Raw genomic sequence first — 18,615 nt, forward strand, 5'->3', positions numbered from 1 at the left:
AGCGGGCTTGCTCGCGAAGAGGCCGGCCCAGACACCACAAACTCAGGGTTTAACCTTGCGCCCGGCCATGTGCTGCAAATACCCCACCAACATCTGCAGATCCCCATCCGGCAGCACCTCGGCCGAGAACCCCGGCATTTTCGCCTGTGGCCACTGGCGCAAACTCTGCGGGTCGCGGATATAGCGCTGGAGGAAATCCGCGCCGAAGTACTCGGTCGGGTTGTACGGGATATTCAGGTCCGGGCCGAACTGCGAATCCCCGGTACCGTTGAGTCGATGGCACGCCAGGCAGTTTTTCTGAAACAGCGCAAAACCCTTGTTCACCGGATCGTCGGCCTTCAACGCAGGATCAGGCAGCAGGGCAGGGAAGCGCGCGGCCACCGGTGCCATGCGCTTGATGCTGGCGACTTCGAACGGCCATTGTTCCGGGCTGATGTTGCCTGCCCGCGGATCGGTCCAGACCAGGTAGAACGGCCCGGCGCTGTGTTTGCCTTCTGCCAGCGGCGGCCACGGCTGGGCCGGATCTTCGATCGCCAACCAGGCACGCGCGCCTTGGGTATTGAGCAGCGGCGCCGCTGACAACTCGGCCGCGAAGCCGTCCAGCGCCACGGCTTGCAGGTGATCATCAGGCTGGATGTCGGTCATTAGCGCAGCGAGCGGCACGGCGCGATAGGTCATGTCACGCTTGTAGGACACGTCATTGCTGATATTGATGGTCTGGACCTGAGGATGCTTGAGCAACTCCTCGGTTTGCCACGTGCGACTGTTCGCGCCCAGCTCCAGGTTCAGCTGTGCGGCATGAAGAGGCGTGCTGAGTAGCAAGGCCCCGAACACAATAAGCGTTTTCAAATGATCGCCATCCATGTCGTGCAAGTGCCGCAGAGGTTGGCACAGCCAGGCTGGCCCGGGAAGCGAGCCAGTCACATTTTTACATGGCGATTAAAGACCTGCCGCCGTCTTTTCAAGATCGACTAACCGATCACCTTGGTCAGGTTTGGCAAAATCAACAATAGAGTGGTGGCGAAAAGAATGAGTCCGGCTTGACGAACTTTCGATTGTTTGAACATGGCTGACCGCCTTTTTTTTTGTTATTTCCTGATGCCTGCCTGCCCATCTCCATGACGGCAAACGTTGCACTTCCTGTAGCACGAGCGCCTCGGCAAAACCCGACGACAACTTCGTACACCTTCACCTTAGAGCCCGCGTCACACTTGGTTTAGATCCATTTAGTATGGTGTTCTCACCGAATGCTATTAAAACGGCATGAGGCCTATTGCCAGCTTCTTGGGCGGCCTTTTGCTAGACACCTGCGTGTGCTGAACCCCATCGCCGGTGGCGGGATGACCGTCCGTCTGAGCGTGGGGGGCAACGTTGGTGAGCGTTGCGGTCATTGAATGGCCGGCAGCTCGGAATAAGGTGGAGGCTCTCTGGTAGATCAAAATATCGCAGCCCCATCAGGTTCGAGGACGCCATGACCCAAGCTTTGATTTTCGACGCGTTACGTACGCCCCGTGGCAAAGGCAAGCCCAGTGGCGCCTTGCACAGTGTCAAGCCGGTGAGCCTGGTGGCCGGCTTGCTCACGGCCTTGCAACGGCGAACCGACCTTGATACCAGCCAGGTCGACGACGTGGTGCTCGGATGCGTGACGCCCATCGGTGACCAGGGCTCAGACATCGCCAAGACCGCGGTCCAGGTGGCGGATTGGGACGTCAGCGTGGCGGGCGTGCAGATCAATCGTTTCTGCGCCTCTGGGCTGGAGGCAGTGAACCTGGGGGCGATGAAAGTCCGTTCCGGTTTCGAAGACCTGGTGGTGGTCGGCGGCGTCGAGTCCATGTCACGCGTCCCCATGGGCAGCGACGGCGGGGCGTGGGCGCTGGACCCGCAAACCAACCTGCACGGCCATTTCATTCCACAGGGCGTGAGCGCCGACCTGATCGCCACGCTTGAAGGTTTCAGCCGGCAGGACGTCGATGCCTACGCCTTGCACTCGCAACAAAAAGCCGCAAGGGCGAGGGCTGACGGGGCTTTCAAAAACTCATTGGTGCCGGTGCAGGACCAGAACGGCATCATCCTGCTCGATCATGACGAGTTCATCCGCGCCGAATCGACCCTGGAAGGCCTTGGCAAACTCAAGCCGAGTTTCGAAATGATCGGGCAAATGGGGTTCGACGCAACTGCGCTGCGGGTTTTCAGCCAGGTGGAGCGGATCGATCATGTACACACCCCCGGCAACAGTTCCGGGATCGTCGATGGCGCGGCGTTGATGTTGATCGGCTCCGAAGCCATGGGCCGGGTCCTGGGCTTGCAGCCACGGGCGCGGATCGTCGCCACCGCAGTCACCAGCACCGATCCGACCCTGATGCTCACCGGTCCTGCGCCGGCCACCCGCAAGGCGTTGGCCAAGGCCGGGTTGCGGGTCGACGACATTGATCTGTTCGAGGTCAACGAGGCGTTTGCCTCGGTGGTGTTGAAGTTCATCAGGGACATGGCCGTCGACCCGGAAAAAGTCAATGTCAACGGTGGTTCGATTGCCATGGGCCACCCGTTGGGCGCCACAGGCTGCGCCATTCTCGGCACGCTGCTCGATGAACTGGAAAGTCGGAGCCTGCGCTATGGCCTGGCGACCTTGTGTGTTGGCGGCGGCATGGGCATTGCCACCATCATCGAACGCCTCTGAGCCCCGATTGCAAGGAACCTGTATATGAGCCAAGCCATTCGCTACGAAAAAGGCCAGGACCAGATCGTCGTCCTGACTATCGACCTGCCGGGCCAGAGCGCCAACACCATGAATGCGCTGTACCGCGAGGCCATGGCCGACTGTGTCGCCCGCCTGCAGGCCGAAAAAGACAGCATCGCGGGCGTGATCATCACCTCGGCCAAGAAAACCTTCTTTGCTGGCGGCGATCTCAATGAGCTGATCAAGGTCGACAGGCCCCAGGCCACGTCTTTTTACAACAGGGTGCTGAGCCTCAAGAGCCAACTGCGCACCCTGGAAACCCTTGGTAAACCCGTGGTCGCCGCAATCAACGGCACGGCGTTGGGTGGCGGCTGGGAAATCTGCCTGGCTTGCCATCACCGCATAGCGCTGGACGATCCCTCCCTGCAACTCGGCCTGCCGGAAGTGACCCTCGGTTTGCTGCCGGGTGGTGGGGGAGTGGTGCGCATGGTGCGAATGCTGGGCATTGAAAAAGCCCTGCCGTATCTGCTCGAAGGCAAGAAATTAGCCCCGCAGAAGGCCTTGCAAGCGGGTTTGATCGATGACCTGGCGAGCGATCGCGAGGCGCTGCTGAGCAAGGCGCGCACTTGGATCAAGGCCAATCCAACGGCGGTCCAGCGCTGGGATGTGAAGGGCTATCAGATTCCCGGTGGCACGCCGTCGAACCCGAAAGTCGCCCAGATGCTGGCGATTGCACCGTCGATCCTGCGTAGTAAAACCCAGGGTACGTTGCCCGCGCCGGAGAAAATCCTGTGTGCGGCGGTGGAGGGTGCCCAAGTGGATTTCGACACGGCGCAGCTGATTGAAACCCGTTACTTCACGGAGCTGGTCACCGGCCAGGTCGCGAAAAACCTGATCGGCACCTTCTGGTTCCAGCTCAACCAGATCAATGCCGGTGGTTCGCGTCCTGAAGGTTTCGCACTTTATGTGACGAAAAAAGTCGGCGTGCTCGGCGCCGGGATGATGGGGGCGGGTATCGCTTTTGTCAGCGCGTCGGCCGGTGTCGACGTGGTGCTCAAGGACGTCAACCTGGCGGCGGCCGAGAAGGGCAAGGCGCATTCAGCGGCGTTGCTGGACAAGAAAGTGGCGCGCCGGCAAATCAGCGTCGAGCAACGTGAAGCCGTGCTGGCGCGCATCCATACCACGGACAACGACGCCGATCTGGCAGGCTGCGATCTGATCATCGAGGCCGTATTCGAGGACCGCGAATTGAAGGCCAGGGTCTCATCGGCCGCGCAAAAAGTAGTGGGCGCCGATGCAGTGATCGCCTCCAACACCTCGACCCTGCCGATCAGCGGCCTGGCCACGGCGGTGCCCGACCCGAGCAAATTCATTGGCCTGCATTTCTTCAGCCCCGTGGAAAAAATGCCGTTGGTGGAAATTATCAAGGGCGCCAGCACCAGCGACGAAACCCTGGCCCGTGGGTTCGATTTCGTGCTGCAAATCAGGAAAACCCCGATCGTCGTCAACGACAGTCGGGGTTTCTTCACTTCTCGGGTGTTCGGCACATTTACCAATGAAGGCATTGCCATGCTGGGTGAAGGCGTCTGCGCGGCGATGATCGAGACCGAGGCGCGCAAGGCCGGCATGCCAGTCGGACCTCTGGCGATCTCCGACGAAGTTTCCCTCAGCCTCATGAGCCATATCCGACAGCAAACCGCCAAGGACCTGCAGGCAGAGGGCAAGGCGCTGGTCGAACACCCGGCGTACGCCGTGATCGACTTGCTGCTCAGCGAGTACAAGCGTGCAGGCAAGGCCGCCGGGGGTGGGTTCTATGAATACCCGGCGGGCCGGCAAAAACAATTATGGCCGGAACTGAAAACCCGCTTTGAAAAGGCTGATGGGCAGATTTCGCCCAAGGATGTGCGCGATCGCCTGCTGTTTGTGCAAGCCATCGAAACCGTGCGCTGTGTGGAGGAGGGCGTGTTGACGTCGACGGCGGATGCCAACGTCGGTTCGATCTTCGGTATCGGCTTCGCTGCCTGGACCGGCGGTGCACTGCAGTTCATCAATCAGTACGGGGTCAAGGACTTCGTCGCTCGCGCCCAGTACCTGGCCGGGCAATACGGCGAGCGCTTCGCACCACCGGCCCTGCTGCTGGAAAAAGCCGCCAAGGGCGAGGCGTTTTAGGGATCGGTGACACACTGCGGGGCTTGCCTTGTCACGGTGTTTCAAGGCAGGCTCTGGGGTGTGCATTATTCCCATCACGTGTCAGGTATTTTTTATGTCGTTACGCATCTGCATTCTGGAAACCGACAACCTGCGTCCGGAATTGGTCGACCAATATCAGGGCTACGGGCAGATGTTCAAACACCTGTTTTCGCAGCAACCCATCGCCGCTGAATTCACGATCTATAACGTGGTACAGGGTGAATATCCCAGCGATGACCTGACCTTCGACGCCTACCTGGTTACCGGCAGCAAGGCTGACTCCTTTGGCACCGATCCGTGGATCCAGACCCTCAAGGAGTACTTGCTGACCCGCTATGAGCGTGGCGACAAACTGTTGGGCGTGTGCTTCGGCCATCAGTTGCTGGCGCTGTTGCTGGGCGGCAAAAGCGAACGTGCAACGCAAGGCTGGGGCGTTGGCACCCATAAATACAAACTCGCTGCCAGGGCTCCCTGGATGAACCCGGTGAGGGAAGAGCTGACCCTGTTGATCAGCCACCAGGATCAGGTCACCTCGCTACCGGAAAACGCTACGGTGATCGCCTCCAGCGATTTCTGCCCATTTGCCGCCTACCACATCAACGACCAGGTGCTGTGCTTCCAGGGACATCCGGAATTCATCCACGACTATTCCCGGGCCTTGCTGGAAATTCGCCAGCAGGCGCTGGGGGAGCAGGTGTATTCCAAAGGAATCGCGAGCCTGGAAAGTGAACACCACGGCACCACGGTCGCCGAGTGGATGATGCGGTTTGTGGCGCACAAACCTGAAGCCCTTTAACGGCTAAAACCTTCGCGAGCAGGCTCGCTCCCACACGGATCTGTGCAGCATCGAAGATCCGATGTGGGAGCGAGCCTGCTCGCGAATATCCCAGACACATCGGTCTCGATTACAACCACCCCGACCTTTTGAAGCTCGCCCACAACCCCACACACCCCACCGTGATAAACGCCAGAACCCCGAAGTACCCGTAATGCCAGGACAACTCCGGAATGTTCTGGAAGTTCATCCCGTAAATGCCCGCCACCGCCGTCGGGAACGCCAGGATCGCCGCCCACGCGGCAAACTTGCGCTGCACCACGCTCTGGCGTGAGGCTTCCAGCAACACCCCGACCTCAATGGTCTGGCTGGCAATGTCCGCCAGGGTCGTCAGGTCCTCCATCTGCCGCGTCACATGAATCTGCACGTCGCGAAAATACGGGCGCATGTTCTTGTCGATGAAGGGGAAGCTCAGCTTTTGCAGTTCCTCGCCAATTTCCACCATCGGCGCCGCGAACCGGCGCAAGCGCAACACATCCCGGCGTAGGCTGTGGAGTTTTTGAATGTCGTGCTCGTTCAGGGAGCCGCACATGACGTTGCGTTCCAGCTCATCGATTTGAGCATGAATGGCTTCGCCCATCGGCTGGTAGTTTTCAATGACGAAATCGAGGATGGCATAGAGAACGAAGTCCTCCCCATGCTCCAGCAACAACGGGCGCGCCTCACAACGCTGGCGGACATACGCGTAGGACGCCGAATGGCCGTTGCGCGCGGTGATGATGTAACCATTGCCGGCAAAAATATGGGTCTCGATGAACTTGAGCTTGCCTTCTTCCATGATGGGCGAATACGTGACGATGAACAGCGCATCGCCAAAGGTTTCCAGCTTCGGACGGCTGTGTTTTTCCAGGGCGTCTTCAATGGCCAGTTCATGCAGGTTGAACTGGCGTTGCAGGTTGTAAAGTTCCTCGGCGTTCGGCTCTTCAAGGCCGATCCAGACAAAGTGGCCTGGCTTCGCAGCCCAGGCTGCGCCTTCGTCGAGGGTGATGTTGGTGACTTTTTTACCAGCGCTGTAAACCGCAGCAGCAACAACTCTACCCATGATGTTGATTCACTTCTTCTTGGCAGCGTTCAGCTTAGCCTTGTCTGCTATCGAGAGTCAGTGAAATCTTGTAGGAGCCGGCTTGCCGGCGATGGCGCCCGCTCAGGCGATGAATTTGTCGACGGTCAGACTGCATTCAAGCGGCTTGCAATTGCCGATCCATCGAATCGATGCATTCGCGCATCTGCTCGCGACACTGGGCCATCAGCATGGGCATGTCATCCAGGCTCAATCCCGCGGTCGGAATGGCCGGCAAGGAACGGATCAGAATTTTCCCACTGCGCCAGCGGTTCAATCGCATGTGCTTGACGTAACTGCTGACGCACACCGGTACGATGGGCACCCCGGCTGCGATGGCCATCTGAAAGGCGCCTTTCTTGAACGGCAACAGCTCTTCGCCCAGGTTGCGCGTGCCTTCCGGGAAAACCCAGATCGAAGTGTCTTCGTTTTGCAGGGTATGGGTGGTGGTCAACATCGACTGACGCGCCTTCTGCGCATTGCCACGGTCGATCAGTACATTGCCGGCCAGCCAGAACAACTGCCCGAACAAGGGCACCCATTTCAGGCTCTTTTTACCGATGCATACCGTACGGCGGGGCACCACATTACCAAACACGAACAAATCATAGTTGGACTGGTGGTTGGCAATGATCACGCAACTGTCGGGTTTGTCCATCAACGGCCCGACGTCGGCTTTTACCCGCAGTCGCAGTATGCACATGGCTGGCCAAGCATAGAGGCGCGCGCACAGGCGACTGTTGTCCGGATTGAACGGGCGACACAGGCCAAGCACGACGCCCAGCACGCCCGCCACAATAAAGTGCAGGCCCATCAAAGACATACGTAAAGCGAACAGCATTTGCAGGCCCCACCGGGACAAAAGGTGGCGCAGTGTACGGATGTGCACTGTTTTCGGCAATTGCCACTATAGAGGCGGGAGATAGGCGATGTTTGAGCGCATGTTTCCGACTGATGGGTCAGACGCGCTCTAGAGCGGTTGCAGGCTTTTCAACGTGGCGCGTACGAAAAGCCCGACACGACGGTCGGGCTTTTCGTTGCTACCTGTCAGGGCTTAACCCATATGCTCCTGATCCAGCATGATTGCGTTGTCCAGAGTTTCCAGCAGTGCCTTGCGTACTTTGAGCTTGGTGTTCTTGTGCGCGGTCATGTTGATCTTCTTCAACTGTCGAGCCGCTGTCAGTGCTGCACCTTGCAGCTCCTCGGCCGACACCACCACGTCAAGGAAACCGGCATCCACCGCAGACTGCGGATTGAACATCTCAGCGTTGATCACCGAACGGTGGAACGCCGATTTGCGCAGGCGATCACGGGCCAGTTCGATACCCGCGTGGTGCATGGTCATGCCGATCTGTACTTCATTCAGGCCAATGCTGAACGGACCGTCGACACCGATGCGATAGTCGGCGGACAGCAGTAGAAACGCGCCCTTGGCCACGGCATGCCCAGGGCAAGCCACAATCACCGGGAAAGGGTGTGACAACAGGCGACGGGCGAGCGTCGAGCCGGCAGTCACCAGCGCCACGGCTTCTTTAGGGCCAGACGTCATCACCTTCAAATCGTAACCGCCCGAGAGAATCCCTGGCTGACCGGTAATGATCACCACCGCGCGATCAGTCACTGCCTGATCCAGCGCAGCGTTGAACGCTGCGATCACGTCCGGAGAGATGGCATTGACCTTGCCGTTACTCAAGGTCAGGGTCGCGATACCGTCTTCGAGGTGGTAGGAAATCAACTCACTCATGACGCTAATCCTTTCAGTAAAGTAGGGCAGACGTTACTCACCGACACCCGCCAGGTAAAGCGCCGTGACTGACTCGCCGGTCACGCTTTACGCCGTCGGCGAGCGTCACCCGGCACGCCAGCCGCGGATCGCCGGCTATATAGAGAGGGATGCCAAGCCGGAGATTGGCCGGTTTGCCATTACCCAGGGCAACCAGAAACAGCTATGCGAGTTAAGCGCATGAAAATTCTGAAAAAAATGTTTGCCATCAGAAAAGCTTTCGACTACATTAGCGCGCCTCGACAGACAGAACTTGTTTGAAGAGATACGGTGAAGTGTCCGAGTGGCTTAAGGAGCACGCCTGGAAAGTGTGTATACAGGAAACTGTATCGAGAGTTCGAATCTCTCCTTCACCGCCACATTTATACGAAAAAGCCCTGATTATTCAGGGCTTTTTCGTTTCTGCGTTTCTGAAAAGATCCCAGCCCGCGACAATGCTTACCCTGGCATCGCCCAGGATTGCAGCGTGTAACCCCCCTGGCTCAACTCGGCGCGCACGTCTTGCAGCAGGCTTTCCAGCTGCGCCGGGTCGGAATAGGTGCTGCTTGGAATCTGTTTGCGACAAATTCGAGTGGCGGCACGGTCGATGACGGTCAGGCTCAGGTCGCCATTACCGTCTTGCGGAGCCCAGGCGACGCATTGAAAGGGTTCGAATGCTCGACCTGCAATCAAGAGTGCTTCGTTGATGCGGAACGGGGTGCTCATGGAGCCTCTCTCCTTGTACCCAAACAAATGAAGTGCCGCCGGTTGGGCTTACCGGCGGCTATCTATTGCGTTTGCGTGATTTGATTCGTCTGTGCGATCAATCTGCTGTGTTGCAGGCAGTGTTGCGCTGCGCAGCACTCCACAGCAGTATTTCATTGCTTTACAAAGCTGCCTGGCGCCGGCTCCAGAGGCGGGTATTGGTCATTGCCGATGTGCGCAACCGCGGGTTGACGCTCGCCTGAGTGCCCCGCCAGCCAGTTGAACCAGTCATTCCACCAGCTACCTTGTTGCTGCTCGGCATTCTTGAACCAGGTCTCGGGGTTTTTACTCACCCTATTGTTGGTCCAGTAATGACGCTTCTGCTTGGCCGGCGGATTGACGACGCCGGCGATGTGCCCGGAAGCACCCAGTACGAAACGCTTGGGCCCGGAGAGCAGGTGGGTGCTGGCGTAGGCACTCTTCCACGGCACGATGTGATCGTCATGGGTGGCGAGGATGTAGGCGGGAGCGTCGATTGCACGAAAATCCAGCCGGGTCCCGCAGCACTCCAGCTCGCCTGACTTCAAGTCGTTCTGCAGGTAGGTGTGGCGCAGGTACCAGCAGTACATCGGCCCGGGAAGGTTGGTGCTGTCGTTGTTCCAGAACAGCAGGTCCAGTGGAATCGGCTTTTGCCCCTTGAGGTATTTGTCGACGTTGTAGTTCCACCACAGTTCGTTGGGGCGCAGCAGGGAAAAGGTATTGCCCATGTCTTCGCCACGGAACAGTCCGATAGGGCCGTTGACACCGCCAATGGTGCGCTCGCGGTAGGCCACCAGTTCTTCATCGACGAAGATGTCGATGGGGCCGGTATCCAGGTAATCGAGGAACGTGGCGAACAGGCTCAGGCTGGCGATCTCGCGGTCGCCACGTGCAGACAATACGGCCAGCGCCGTGCTCAACAGGGTGCCGCCAATGCAGAAACCCACGCAATTGAGGCGCTGTTGGCCACTGATCTCGCGGGTCACTTTCACGGCGTTTATCACCCCGTGCTCGATCAGGTCGTCCCAGGTGGTACCGGCGTGTTCCTGGTCAAAGTTGCGCCAGGAGACCAGGAATACGGGATGTCCCTTTTCCAGCAGGTGGCGGACCATCGAGTTGTCGGGGCGCAGATCAAGGATGTAGTACTTGTTGATCGATGGAGGTACGACGAGCACCGGCTGTTGGTACTGGGTTTCGCTTTGCGGGTAGTACTGGATGAGTTGGAAGATGCGATTCTCGAAGACGACTTCGCCGGGGGTATTGGCCAGGTCGACTCCCACCTTGAAGGCGCCGCTGTCGCACTGGCGCATTTTGCCTTCGTTCATATCGCTGGCCAGGTGCTGCATCCCTGTGATCAGGCTGGCGCCTTGGGTCTCGACCGCACGCTGCAACGCATCAGGGTTACTGACCAGGAAATTGCTCGGTGCACTGGCGGCAATGGCTTGTTCCACCAGATAGCGCAGGCGTTCGCGTGCTTTCTTTTCGTCGATTCGCAGCTTGTCGAGCAGTTTCAGCAGGAAGCTGGAGTTGAGCAGGTAAAAGGCAGCAAGGGAGCCGAACAGGGGGGCGCTCCAGTTGCCACTGGTGAAGCGTCGATCATCGAAGCTGAAGGGCTGGCCGGTCAGCAGTTTCTGGCCGAGTTGCGCCCATTCAACCTGATAGTCCGCTTGGAGGCTGTCCAGGGTCTCGCGTGGCAGGTCGAACCAGGTGTCGTGGTCATGCCCGGAAAACCAAGGATTGGTGCTCACCCATAGGCGCAATTGTTGCACTGCAAAAGAGGCGATGAACGGAACCTGTCCTGACCAGAAGGTTTTGAATGTATGCGCGTTGTTGTCCATAAAATTCATACCGATGTGCCGGGCAGAAAAAAGCCGCGCTATACCGGATTGCGGCGTAGCGACGGCAAGGGAGGCGGGCAACGTTGTCCGAGGCCAGCCTGATGCGCGGAGCAAGGAGCCCGCGTCCGCGCATTGGCTATTCGTATGCCGTTGGTTAGCGTTCGATAGCCAGGCCGACGCCTTGTCCGCCACCGATGCACAAGGTGGCCAACCCTTTCTTGCCATCGCGACGGATCAGTTCGTGCACCAGCGACACCAGGATCCGTGCGCCCGACGCGCCGATCGGATGGCCAAGGGCGATCGCGCCGCCATTGACGTTGACTTTGCTGGTGTCCCAGCCCATCTCTTTGCCAACCGCCAGCGCCTGGGCGGCGAAGGCTTCGTTGGCTTCGATCAGGTCCAGGTCCTCGACGCTCCAGCCGGCCTTTTGCAGGGTCAGGCGTGTGGCCGGGACCGGCCCGATGCCCATGATCGACGGGTCCACGCCGGCGCTGGCATAGGCCTTGATTTTGGCCAGTACTGGAAGGCCCAGCGCCTGGGCTTTGGCGGCGCTGGCCAGCAACAGCACGGCCGCACCGTCGTTGAGGGTCGAGGCGTTGCCAGCGGTTACGCTGCCGTCGTTCTGGAAAGCCGGTTTGAGTTTGGCCAAGGCTTGCGCCGTGCTGTCGACACGCGGCTGTTCGTCGGTGTCGAAGGTCAGCGGTTCGCCCTTGCGCTGAGGGATCAGGATCGGTGTGATTTCGCTCTGGAAACGCCCGCCCTCAATGGCGGCGGCGGCCTTCTGTTGCGAGGCGGCAGCGAAGGCATCCTGTGCTTCACGGGAGATTTCGTACTTCTGCGCCAGGTTCTCGGCGGTGATGCCCATGTGGTAGTCGTTGAATGCATCCCACAGGCCATCTTGGATCATGCTGTCTTGCAGTTGTGCATGGCCCATGCGCAGGCCGGTGCGTGCCTTGGGTAGGACATAGGGGGCCAGGCTCATGTTTTCCTGACCGCCAGCGATGATCAGTTCCGCGTCGCCGCAACGGATGGCCTGGACGGCGAGGTGGACCGCCTTGAGGCCGGAGCCGCAGACCTTGTTCAAGGTCAGGGCAGGCGTGGTGTGGGGCAAGCCAGCCTTGATCGCGGTCTGGCGTGCCGGGTTTTGCCCAGCGCCGGCGGTGAGCACCTGGCCGAGGATCACTTCATCAATGTGCGCAGCTTCGACACCCGTCTGCTCCAGCAGGCGGCGAATCACTGCTGCACCCAGTTCGGTCGCGGGAATTGCAGACAAGGCACCCTGAAAACTGCCAATGGCGGTACGAGTAGCGGCAACGATTACGACTTCGTTCATGCATGACCTCATGGAAAAGACAAAATTCGACGAGCAAACCAGGGCATTCAGGCCCGGGTCAGGGTTACTGCATGTTCATGCCGCCGTTTACCGAGAAGTCGGCACCGGTGCTGTAGGCGGATTCATCGGATGCCAGCCAGGCCACGATCGAGGCGATCTCTTCCGGCAGGCCAAGGCGACCTACCGGGATTCCCGAGATCATGCCTTCGAGAATGTCCGGGCGAATGGCTGCGGTCATGGAGGTCTGGATGTAGCCTGGGGATACGGTGTTGACGGTCACGCCCTTGCCGGAGACTTCCCGGGCCAGTGCCATGGTGAAACCATGGATGCCAGCCTTGGCGGCGGAGTAGTTGGTCTGGCCGAACTGGCCACGCTGACCGTTGATCGAGGAGATATTGATGATCCGCCCCCAACCTTTGGAGAGCATGCCCTCAATGACCTGCTTGGTGGTGTTGAACAAGCCTGTCAGGTTGGTCCCGATCACGCTGTTCCAGTCTTCTGGAGTGAGCTTGCGAAAGGACGCATCGCGGGTGATGCCGGCGTTGTTGACCAGCACATCGATCTGCCCGAATTGTTCACGAGCCATCTCGAAAGCCTTGCGGGTCGACTCCCAGTCGGTGACGTCGCCATAGATGAACTCGAACTCGTAACCTGCCTCACGCTGGCTGGCAGCCCAGGCGTCCTTGCGGCTGGAGTCAGAACTGCAGCCGACGATTACCTTGAATCCTTCCTTGTATAGACGTTGGCTGATTGCTGTACCGATACCGCCCATACCACCCGTTACCAAAGCAATACGACTACGCGATTCCATACATCTACTCCGTTTTTTTTTTTGCGCTGCAGGAGTGGTGATTGTTGGTTATCGACGGGCTGTGGGGGAAGTGTTTGAAGGTGACGTTCTCCTGTCCTTCGGTGCCACGCGGGGAGGGAGGGGATGGCAAAAAATGAGGAGTACCTATACTTGGATCAATGTTTAGAACTGAATGGATAGTTAATATTTCTGCAACAGAGTTGAAATATGTTCTACACGTGTCAGCATCGGCTCCGGACAGGACGTTCGGTTCCACTGGTCATTGAGGACGCCATGTACAGGATAAGTTCAGGTTATGCCAGCGTGCTGGCGAATACGTTTTTTGCCCAGGGTCTCGACCTGGCCGCTTTGTGCGAGGAGGCGGGGCTGGATGTCGGGTTCGTGAATAAACCAGGAGCATTCTGCGAGCGAAACGTTATCTATCGTCTCTGGAATCTGGCGGCCGAGGCATCGAACGATCCGAATATCGGTCTGAAAGCCTACGGGGAATGCCATCCCAGCAGTTTCCAGATCGTGGGTTACACGATGATGTCCAGTTCGAACCTGAAAAGGGCGCTGGAACGCCTGGTCCGTTTCAGCCCGTTGATCGGAACCGGATTCAGCCTTTTCCTTGTACAGGAGGAGCAGCATTACCGATTGGCCAGTCTCGATCATCAGCAAGATGGCTCGGTCAAACCCCGGCAATACACGGATGCTGCCTTGGCGTCGCTGCTGGGTTTCTGCCGTTGGCTGGCAGGTGGCAAGTCACCGCAACCCATGAGTGTGGAGTTCTCCTATCCCGAGCCGGAAGACACGTCGCAGCATCAGCGACTTTTTGGCTGCCCGCTGAGTTTCGGGGCGGCCTATGACAGCATCCTGTTCGATGGCCAGGAGCTCCTGACGCCATTGAGCATGGCCAACGAGGCGTTGGCCACGCTGCATGACAGTTTTGCCGAAGCTCAATTGGACCTGTTGTCCGGTTACTCGATCGTTGGCAGGATTCGTCGCCTTTTGACCGAGCGCTTGAGCCAGGGGCAAGGCCAGGGGCAGTGTGATATGGAGTCGATTGCAGCAGCGCTGAACATCAGCAAGCGCACACTTCAACGGGGTCTTGAGAAGGATGGCACGCAATTCAAGGATGTCCTGAGCGATGTGCGCCGGCAGATGGCCGAATTCTACTTGCGCCACTCTCATTTCAACCTGAAGCATGTCACCCACCTGCTCGGCTTTCATGATCACAGCAGCTTCCACAAGGCGTGCACCCGTTGGTTCGGTATGACCCCCGGCCAATATCGAACCCATGAGTCGCTGCCTGTGTTCAAGGACATCGTGCCGGTCCTACCCATGAGTGCTATAGGTCGGAGCGGGGATCACAAGATTCCAGGCTTCGCCAAAGATTACGTCGAACGGATGCACCGCTAATTTCCTGTGAAGGCACATTGAGAGATGGGGCTCCACGAGGGCCTCCAGGATGACAACCGATTCATCGGGCGATCGGCTCAGGTGCCTGGAGATTTCTCGCAGGCTGGGCGCCGGCGAAGGCGCCCAGTGCGCCGTAAATACCGTAAAAGCAGATCTCCTGAGTAGCGTCACGCACATCGCGGTACGCATTCAGGGTGTCTTGCATCTGGTTGGAGAACAGTTCCTGCCAGGCCAGCAGCGGGTTGTCCTCGTGTACGGGGCGACGATTACGATTGACCGCGGAAATTGTCCCGGGTAACCACCACAGCGCTGGATTCAAGCTACTCCAAAACAACTGCTGCTGATGGAAGGGGTGTGTCCTGCGCATCCATTCGGCCATGGGCTCGTTGACGACTTGACGCAGCCACGGACGTATTGATCCGTCGTAAAACGCGTTGTTGATTTCAGAGGTGCGCACTACCGACGAGAATTCGCGATCGTCGTCACGGGCTGGCTCGTCGTCATCGTGGATATCGGCAATTCGCCTGGGTTCGAAGCGCACTCGGTATTGCACGTCACTGCTGCCTGAAGAGGCCGGCAGATCGTCAATCAGCATTTCATGCAGCCCCGGCGGCAGCGCATTGATGGTTTCGACCGCGCCGAGCAACCCCCGGTGTTCGCGTCGCGCGACCTGGCCGGAAACAAAGATCCCCAAATGGCCGATGCTGGCGTGCCGCAGGTAGACGATAGTGCGGCCTGCCTCCTGCAAGGCGAGATCGCTGGAATAGATATCGGCGATCCAGTTCAATGCCTGCTGGGGAGGGGTGATGTTGTCGCCGAAGGAACAGAACACCACCACCGGCACTTCGATCTGTTTCAGGTCGATACCGTTGCTCTTGCGGTCGGGACCGCCCGACAATTGGTTGCCGATGAACAGATCATCGACAATCATCTCGATCTCTTCGCCATTGAGCAGGGTCGGGCTGCCCCACCAGCGTTCGAAGTCGAGGAAGCGCCCGGCCTCGCTGTCGACCTGGCTGAACAACTGGTAGTACTTGCCCCAATAGGTGTTGGCCGGGTCCAGGTTTTCGAAGTTGCTGACCAGCCAGGTACCGTCAAATCGGCCATTGCCCAAGTCGCTGCCAAGGCGAGCCATCCAGCCGCCCCCCAGCAGGCCGCCGGTATAGCGCATTGGATTGCGTCCATTGGCGCCGGCCCAATATGACAAGGGGGCGCCGTTGATAATGATCAGGCCGGGTAGCTCCGGTCGTGTGGCCGCCAGGCCCATCAAGGCCCAGCCGGCCTGGCAGTTGCCGATGATGATCGGCTTGTCGTTGGCTGGGTGCAGGGCGCTGACGGCTTCGATGAACCGGGCCTGGGCCTGGACGATATCGTCCAGGGTTTGCCCAGGCTGTGGCGAGTGACTGAAAGAGATGAAGTAGGTGGGGTGCCCGGCCCTGAGGCTCTCACCTATGATCGAATCCTGCTTGAAACCACCGATTCCCGAACCATGTCCGCCGCGCGGGTCAATGATGATCACCGGCTGGCTGTTACTGTCGATTTCTTGCTCGGTGCCGGGGAGGATCCGCAACAGTGAAAAATTGACCGGGCGCGCAAGATCAGGGCCAGCGATCAAGGTTTCATGATCGAACTTGAGCAGCAGTGGATACCCGGCGCGTTCATGGGCCAGCCTGTTGTCGCCGCGCTGGCGCAGGGTGTCCCAGAACAGCAGGCAGCGTTGGCCGAAGTCGATGACATATTCCTGCCATTGAGCGGGAGTAGGTTGTCTGAGTTGGCCGCGTTTCAGGGGCGTGAGGGTTTTTTTCTGGCGTTGGCGCACAGCCTCGAGGACGTTCAGCGCATTGAGGCGCTGCAGATGACTCAGGTGTTCCCACAGGCCGCGTTGTGAGGCGGGTTTTTCCTGTTGCGATGCACTAATGTCTTCCTGGTCCATGGTGATCTCCCGAGGATTATGCATGTTGAGCACGCGTCTGCGGCTCATTGACAAAGCGAAGGCTTTGGCTGTCCGTTCTTTAACAGGAGTCTATAGCGATTATGGGGAGGAGGGGAAAGTCTTTTGTGCGGCGCACAAAAAACGTTGCCAAAAGAAATTGTGCGCTGCAATATAAACCCTAACGCGATGACCGGCAGGATCGCTATCGCGTCCTCAGGCCCGAGTCGGCCTTCAAACCAGGAGATTCAAGCATGTCTTTTTTCAACTCGGAAAAATTGCAAGACGCTCAGAAAGCCAACCTCGACCTGCTGCAGCAAATCAGCGGCAAAATCTTTTCCAGTGTCGAGCAGCTGAGCCAGTTGCAGTTCAAGACCCTGCAGGCTTCCACCGAGGAGCAGTTCGACGGCCTTCGCAAGCTGCTTTCGGTTCGTGATCCCCAAGGATTCGCTGAGCTGCAGGCTTCTTTCACCCAGCCAAATGTGCAAGTCGAACGTCTTGTCGATTTCAATCGCCAAGTGCAAGCGTTGATTGTCGATACTCACTCGGAAATCGCCAAGCTGACCTCGCGTCAGTTCGAGGCGGGCACCCAGCAGGTGCAAGAGTTCGTTGAAGTGATCAGCAAGAATGCACCGGCTGGCTCCGAGCCGGTGGTGTCCGGGTTCAAATCGTCGCTGGCCAATGCCGGTGCCGTTTTTGAAAGTGCACAGAAAGCTGTAAAACAGGCTGCTGACGTTGCCCAGAGCAATTTTGACGCAGCGACCGCTGCAGTTGGAAAAACCGCAGCTGGTGGCAAGGCTGATAGCAAGTAAGCCTGACCAGGCTGGTTACAGGATGGCGATGGGGTTTACTCCCCATCGCCATTTTTTTTCGGCCCGCCATCGGCACCTGGCTTGCCGGGTGGCACCGCGCCGAACATTCCGAACAGGTTCTGGGTATTCATGTAGAGCGCTTTTGACTGGTCGACATACTGGCGCATCAAATCCTGCATGACCGGAGCCTGCTGGTGCATGAACGCGCTCCAGGTTTCGGAGGATTGAGCGCCGGTCTGGGACTGGATGTCGATGACCGTCTGGATGCTTTTATCCAGATAGCTGCCGAGGACGCTCTGGTAGGGCCCGTAGAACTGGATGATCCCCATCAGCATCTCGCTGGAAAATATTGGCTGGCCGCCACTTTCGGCTTCCAGAATGACCTGCAGCAAAATACTCCGGGTCAGGTTCTCGCCAGTCTTGGCGTCGACCACCTCGAACGGGATTCTATCGACCACCAACTGGCGAATATCCGCAAGGGTCAAATGACTGCTGGTGTGCGTGTCATACAGACGGCGATTCGGGTACTTCTTGATCAGGCGGGTGGTGTTCCGACTGTTTTCTGTCATGCGGGGCTACTCACGGCGAGCCTGGTTTGCTGGCATCTTATCCTACTCTGGGCAGTGCCACTCTTATGTGTTGCCTCACAATCACACCGCGGTGTAGGTCAAACTGCTCTGACAGGCTTCGCCCATTCGTCGGGCATTCGATTGTCTGAACCACAAGTCCGTTAATGACCGGCTAGTCTCAAAATCCTTGGTGATCGATATTTTTCGGGCAAAGGGCTTGCCGGTGTCGATCGCATATTTTGAGAGGGGTGAAGCGATGACTGAACCGTATATCGAAGACGACGGCGCAGAATATCCGATCAACAATTACGTTCAATGCGGCCAGACTGAGTATGTAGCCAGCTTTGGCGAAGATCAGGCCAAGGTCCTCAAGATCAAGACCAAGGCTTGCCGAGCACTGAAGGGAAAATTCCTGCCCAAGCTTACAGAACCGGCCAGTAAGTAAATGACCCGCGAGCGAACCCCGTCATCGAACGGGGTTTTTTGTGCTTGAAATGTGAACGAATATTTAAGCCGGGAATTTTTCACAAACTTTTCACAACGCCGTACGTAGGCTCAACTCATCCGTTAGAAGCAACACCCTGCCCGTTCCCCAGCGGGCTTTTTTTTGCCTGCGATAAAACCTTTTCCAAAATTGCTGTCCAACCGTCGCC

The 18,615-nt window shown here is 58.3% G+C and carries 17 protein-coding genes and 1 tRNA gene; 8 read left to right on the forward strand and 10 right to left on the reverse strand.

Features of this window, described 5'->3' with window-relative positions; translation table 11 throughout:
• Positions 1-42: 42 nt before the first annotated feature.
• A complete protein-coding gene (locus CGA21_RS06510; protein ID WP_188263794.1) occupies positions 43-864 on the reverse strand; it encodes a c-type cytochrome in 822 nt (273 codons plus the stop codon).
• 607 nt (positions 865-1,471) lie between these two features.
• On the opposite strand from CGA21_RS06510, the gene CGA21_RS06515 reads away from it, so the two are divergent.
• The 3 genes from CGA21_RS06515 to CGA21_RS06525 all read left to right on the forward strand — a co-directional run bounded on the left by CGA21_RS06515 (position 1,472) and on the right by CGA21_RS06525 (position 5,663).
• On the forward strand, positions 1,472-2,677 hold the full coding sequence (locus tag CGA21_RS06515) for an acetyl-CoA C-acetyltransferase (protein WP_110749583.1): 1,206 nt from the start codon (positions 1,472-1,474) through the stop codon (positions 2,675-2,677).
• 24 nt (positions 2,678-2,701) lie between these two features.
• On the forward strand, positions 2,702-4,846 hold the full coding sequence (locus tag CGA21_RS06520; protein ID WP_188263795.1) for a 3-hydroxyacyl-CoA dehydrogenase NAD-binding domain-containing protein: 2,145 nt from the start codon (positions 2,702-2,704) through the stop codon (positions 4,844-4,846).
• A 94-nt stretch (positions 4,847-4,940) separates the two neighbouring features.
• Positions 4,941-5,663 carry an amidotransferase gene (locus CGA21_RS06525; protein ID WP_110749580.1) on the forward strand — a complete coding sequence of 241 codons (723 nt, stop codon included), beginning with the start codon at positions 4,941-4,943 and terminating at the stop codon, positions 5,661-5,663.
• A 109-nt stretch (positions 5,664-5,772) separates the two neighbouring features.
• Here the strand turns inward: CGA21_RS06525 and CGA21_RS06530 are convergent, their stop codons facing one another.
• The 3 genes from CGA21_RS06530 to CGA21_RS06540 form a co-directional block, all read right to left on the reverse strand.
• Positions 5,773-6,744 carry a magnesium and cobalt transport protein CorA gene (locus tag CGA21_RS06530; RefSeq protein WP_110749578.1) on the reverse strand — a complete coding sequence of 324 codons (972 nt, stop codon included), beginning with the start codon at positions 6,742-6,744 and terminating at the stop codon, positions 5,773-5,775.
• A gap of 136 nt (positions 6,745-6,880) precedes the next feature.
• On the reverse strand, positions 6,881-7,603 hold the full coding sequence (locus CGA21_RS06535) for a lysophospholipid acyltransferase family protein (protein WP_020796108.1): 723 nt from the start codon (positions 7,601-7,603) through the stop codon (positions 6,881-6,883).
• Positions 7,604-7,816: 213 nt separating this feature from the next.
• Positions 7,817-8,506 carry a crotonase/enoyl-CoA hydratase family protein gene (locus CGA21_RS06540; protein ID WP_110749574.1) on the reverse strand — a complete coding sequence of 230 codons (690 nt, stop codon included), beginning with the start codon at positions 8,504-8,506 and terminating at the stop codon, positions 7,817-7,819.
• Between the two features lie 64 nt (positions 8,507-8,570).
• Between CGA21_RS06540 and CGA21_RS06545 the strand changes: the two genes are divergently transcribed.
• Positions 8,571-8,729, forward strand: coding sequence for a hypothetical protein (locus tag CGA21_RS06545; RefSeq protein WP_188263796.1), 159 nt, complete (start codon positions 8,571-8,573; stop codon positions 8,727-8,729).
• An 85-nt stretch (positions 8,730-8,814) separates the two neighbouring features.
• Positions 8,815-8,904, forward strand: a tRNA-Ser gene (locus CGA21_RS06550).
• Between the two features lie 79 nt (positions 8,905-8,983).
• On the opposite strand, the gene CGA21_RS06555 is transcribed toward CGA21_RS06550, so the two are convergent.
• The 4 genes from CGA21_RS06555 to phbB form a co-directional block, all read right to left on the reverse strand.
• Complete coding sequence (locus CGA21_RS06555) at positions 8,984-9,250, reverse strand: hypothetical protein (RefSeq protein WP_188263797.1); 267 nt, start codon at positions 9,248-9,250, stop codon at positions 8,984-8,986.
• A 152-nt stretch (positions 9,251-9,402) separates the two neighbouring features.
• Complete coding sequence (gene phaC / locus CGA21_RS06560) at positions 9,403-11,106, reverse strand: class I poly(R)-hydroxyalkanoic acid synthase (protein ID WP_188263825.1); 1,704 nt, start codon at positions 11,104-11,106, stop codon at positions 9,403-9,405.
• Between the two features lie 154 nt (positions 11,107-11,260).
• Entirely contained in the window at positions 11,261-12,439 is a 1,179-nt protein-coding gene (locus tag CGA21_RS06565; RefSeq protein WP_188263798.1) for an acetyl-CoA C-acetyltransferase, read from the reverse strand.
• Positions 12,440-12,503: 64 nt separating this feature from the next.
• Complete coding sequence (phbB, locus tag CGA21_RS06570; RefSeq protein ID WP_110749569.1) at positions 12,504-13,250, reverse strand: acetoacetyl-CoA reductase; 747 nt, start codon at positions 13,248-13,250, stop codon at positions 12,504-12,506.
• 273 nt (positions 13,251-13,523) lie between these two features.
• On the opposite strand from phbB, the gene CGA21_RS06575 reads away from it, so the two are divergent.
• On the forward strand, positions 13,524-14,651 hold the full coding sequence (locus CGA21_RS06575; protein WP_188263799.1) for an AraC family transcriptional regulator: 1,128 nt from the start codon (positions 13,524-13,526) through the stop codon (positions 14,649-14,651).
• Between the two features lie 61 nt (positions 14,652-14,712).
• Here CGA21_RS06575 and CGA21_RS06580 read toward each other — a convergent pair whose 3' ends face one another.
• Entirely contained in the window at positions 14,713-16,584 is a 1,872-nt protein-coding gene (locus tag CGA21_RS06580; protein WP_188263800.1) for a DUF3141 domain-containing protein, read from the reverse strand.
• Positions 16,585-16,835: 251 nt separating this feature from the next.
• Between CGA21_RS06580 and phaP the strand changes: the two genes are divergently transcribed.
• Positions 16,836-17,393, forward strand: a complete 558-nt coding sequence (gene phaP / locus CGA21_RS06585) for a TIGR01841 family phasin (RefSeq protein ID WP_110749563.1) — start codon at positions 16,836-16,838, stop codon at positions 17,391-17,393.
• 35 nt (positions 17,394-17,428) lie between these two features.
• On the opposite strand, the gene phaR is transcribed toward phaP, so the two are convergent.
• Positions 17,429-17,962: a polyhydroxyalkanoate synthesis repressor PhaR gene (gene phaR, locus CGA21_RS06590; RefSeq protein ID WP_110749562.1), complete on the reverse strand. Its 534-nt coding sequence runs from the start codon at positions 17,960-17,962 to the stop codon at positions 17,429-17,431.
• Between the two features lie 256 nt (positions 17,963-18,218).
• On the opposite strand from phaR, the gene CGA21_RS06595 reads away from it, so the two are divergent.
• A complete protein-coding gene (locus CGA21_RS06595; RefSeq protein WP_110749796.1) occupies positions 18,219-18,407 on the forward strand; it encodes a hypothetical protein in 189 nt (62 codons plus the stop codon).
• Positions 18,408-18,615: the final 208 nt, after the last annotated feature.

Source organism: Pseudomonas sp. PSB11, assembly GCF_014596605.1.
Taxonomy (GTDB): Bacteria; Pseudomonadota; Gammaproteobacteria; order Pseudomonadales; family Pseudomonadaceae; genus Aquipseudomonas; species Aquipseudomonas umsongensis.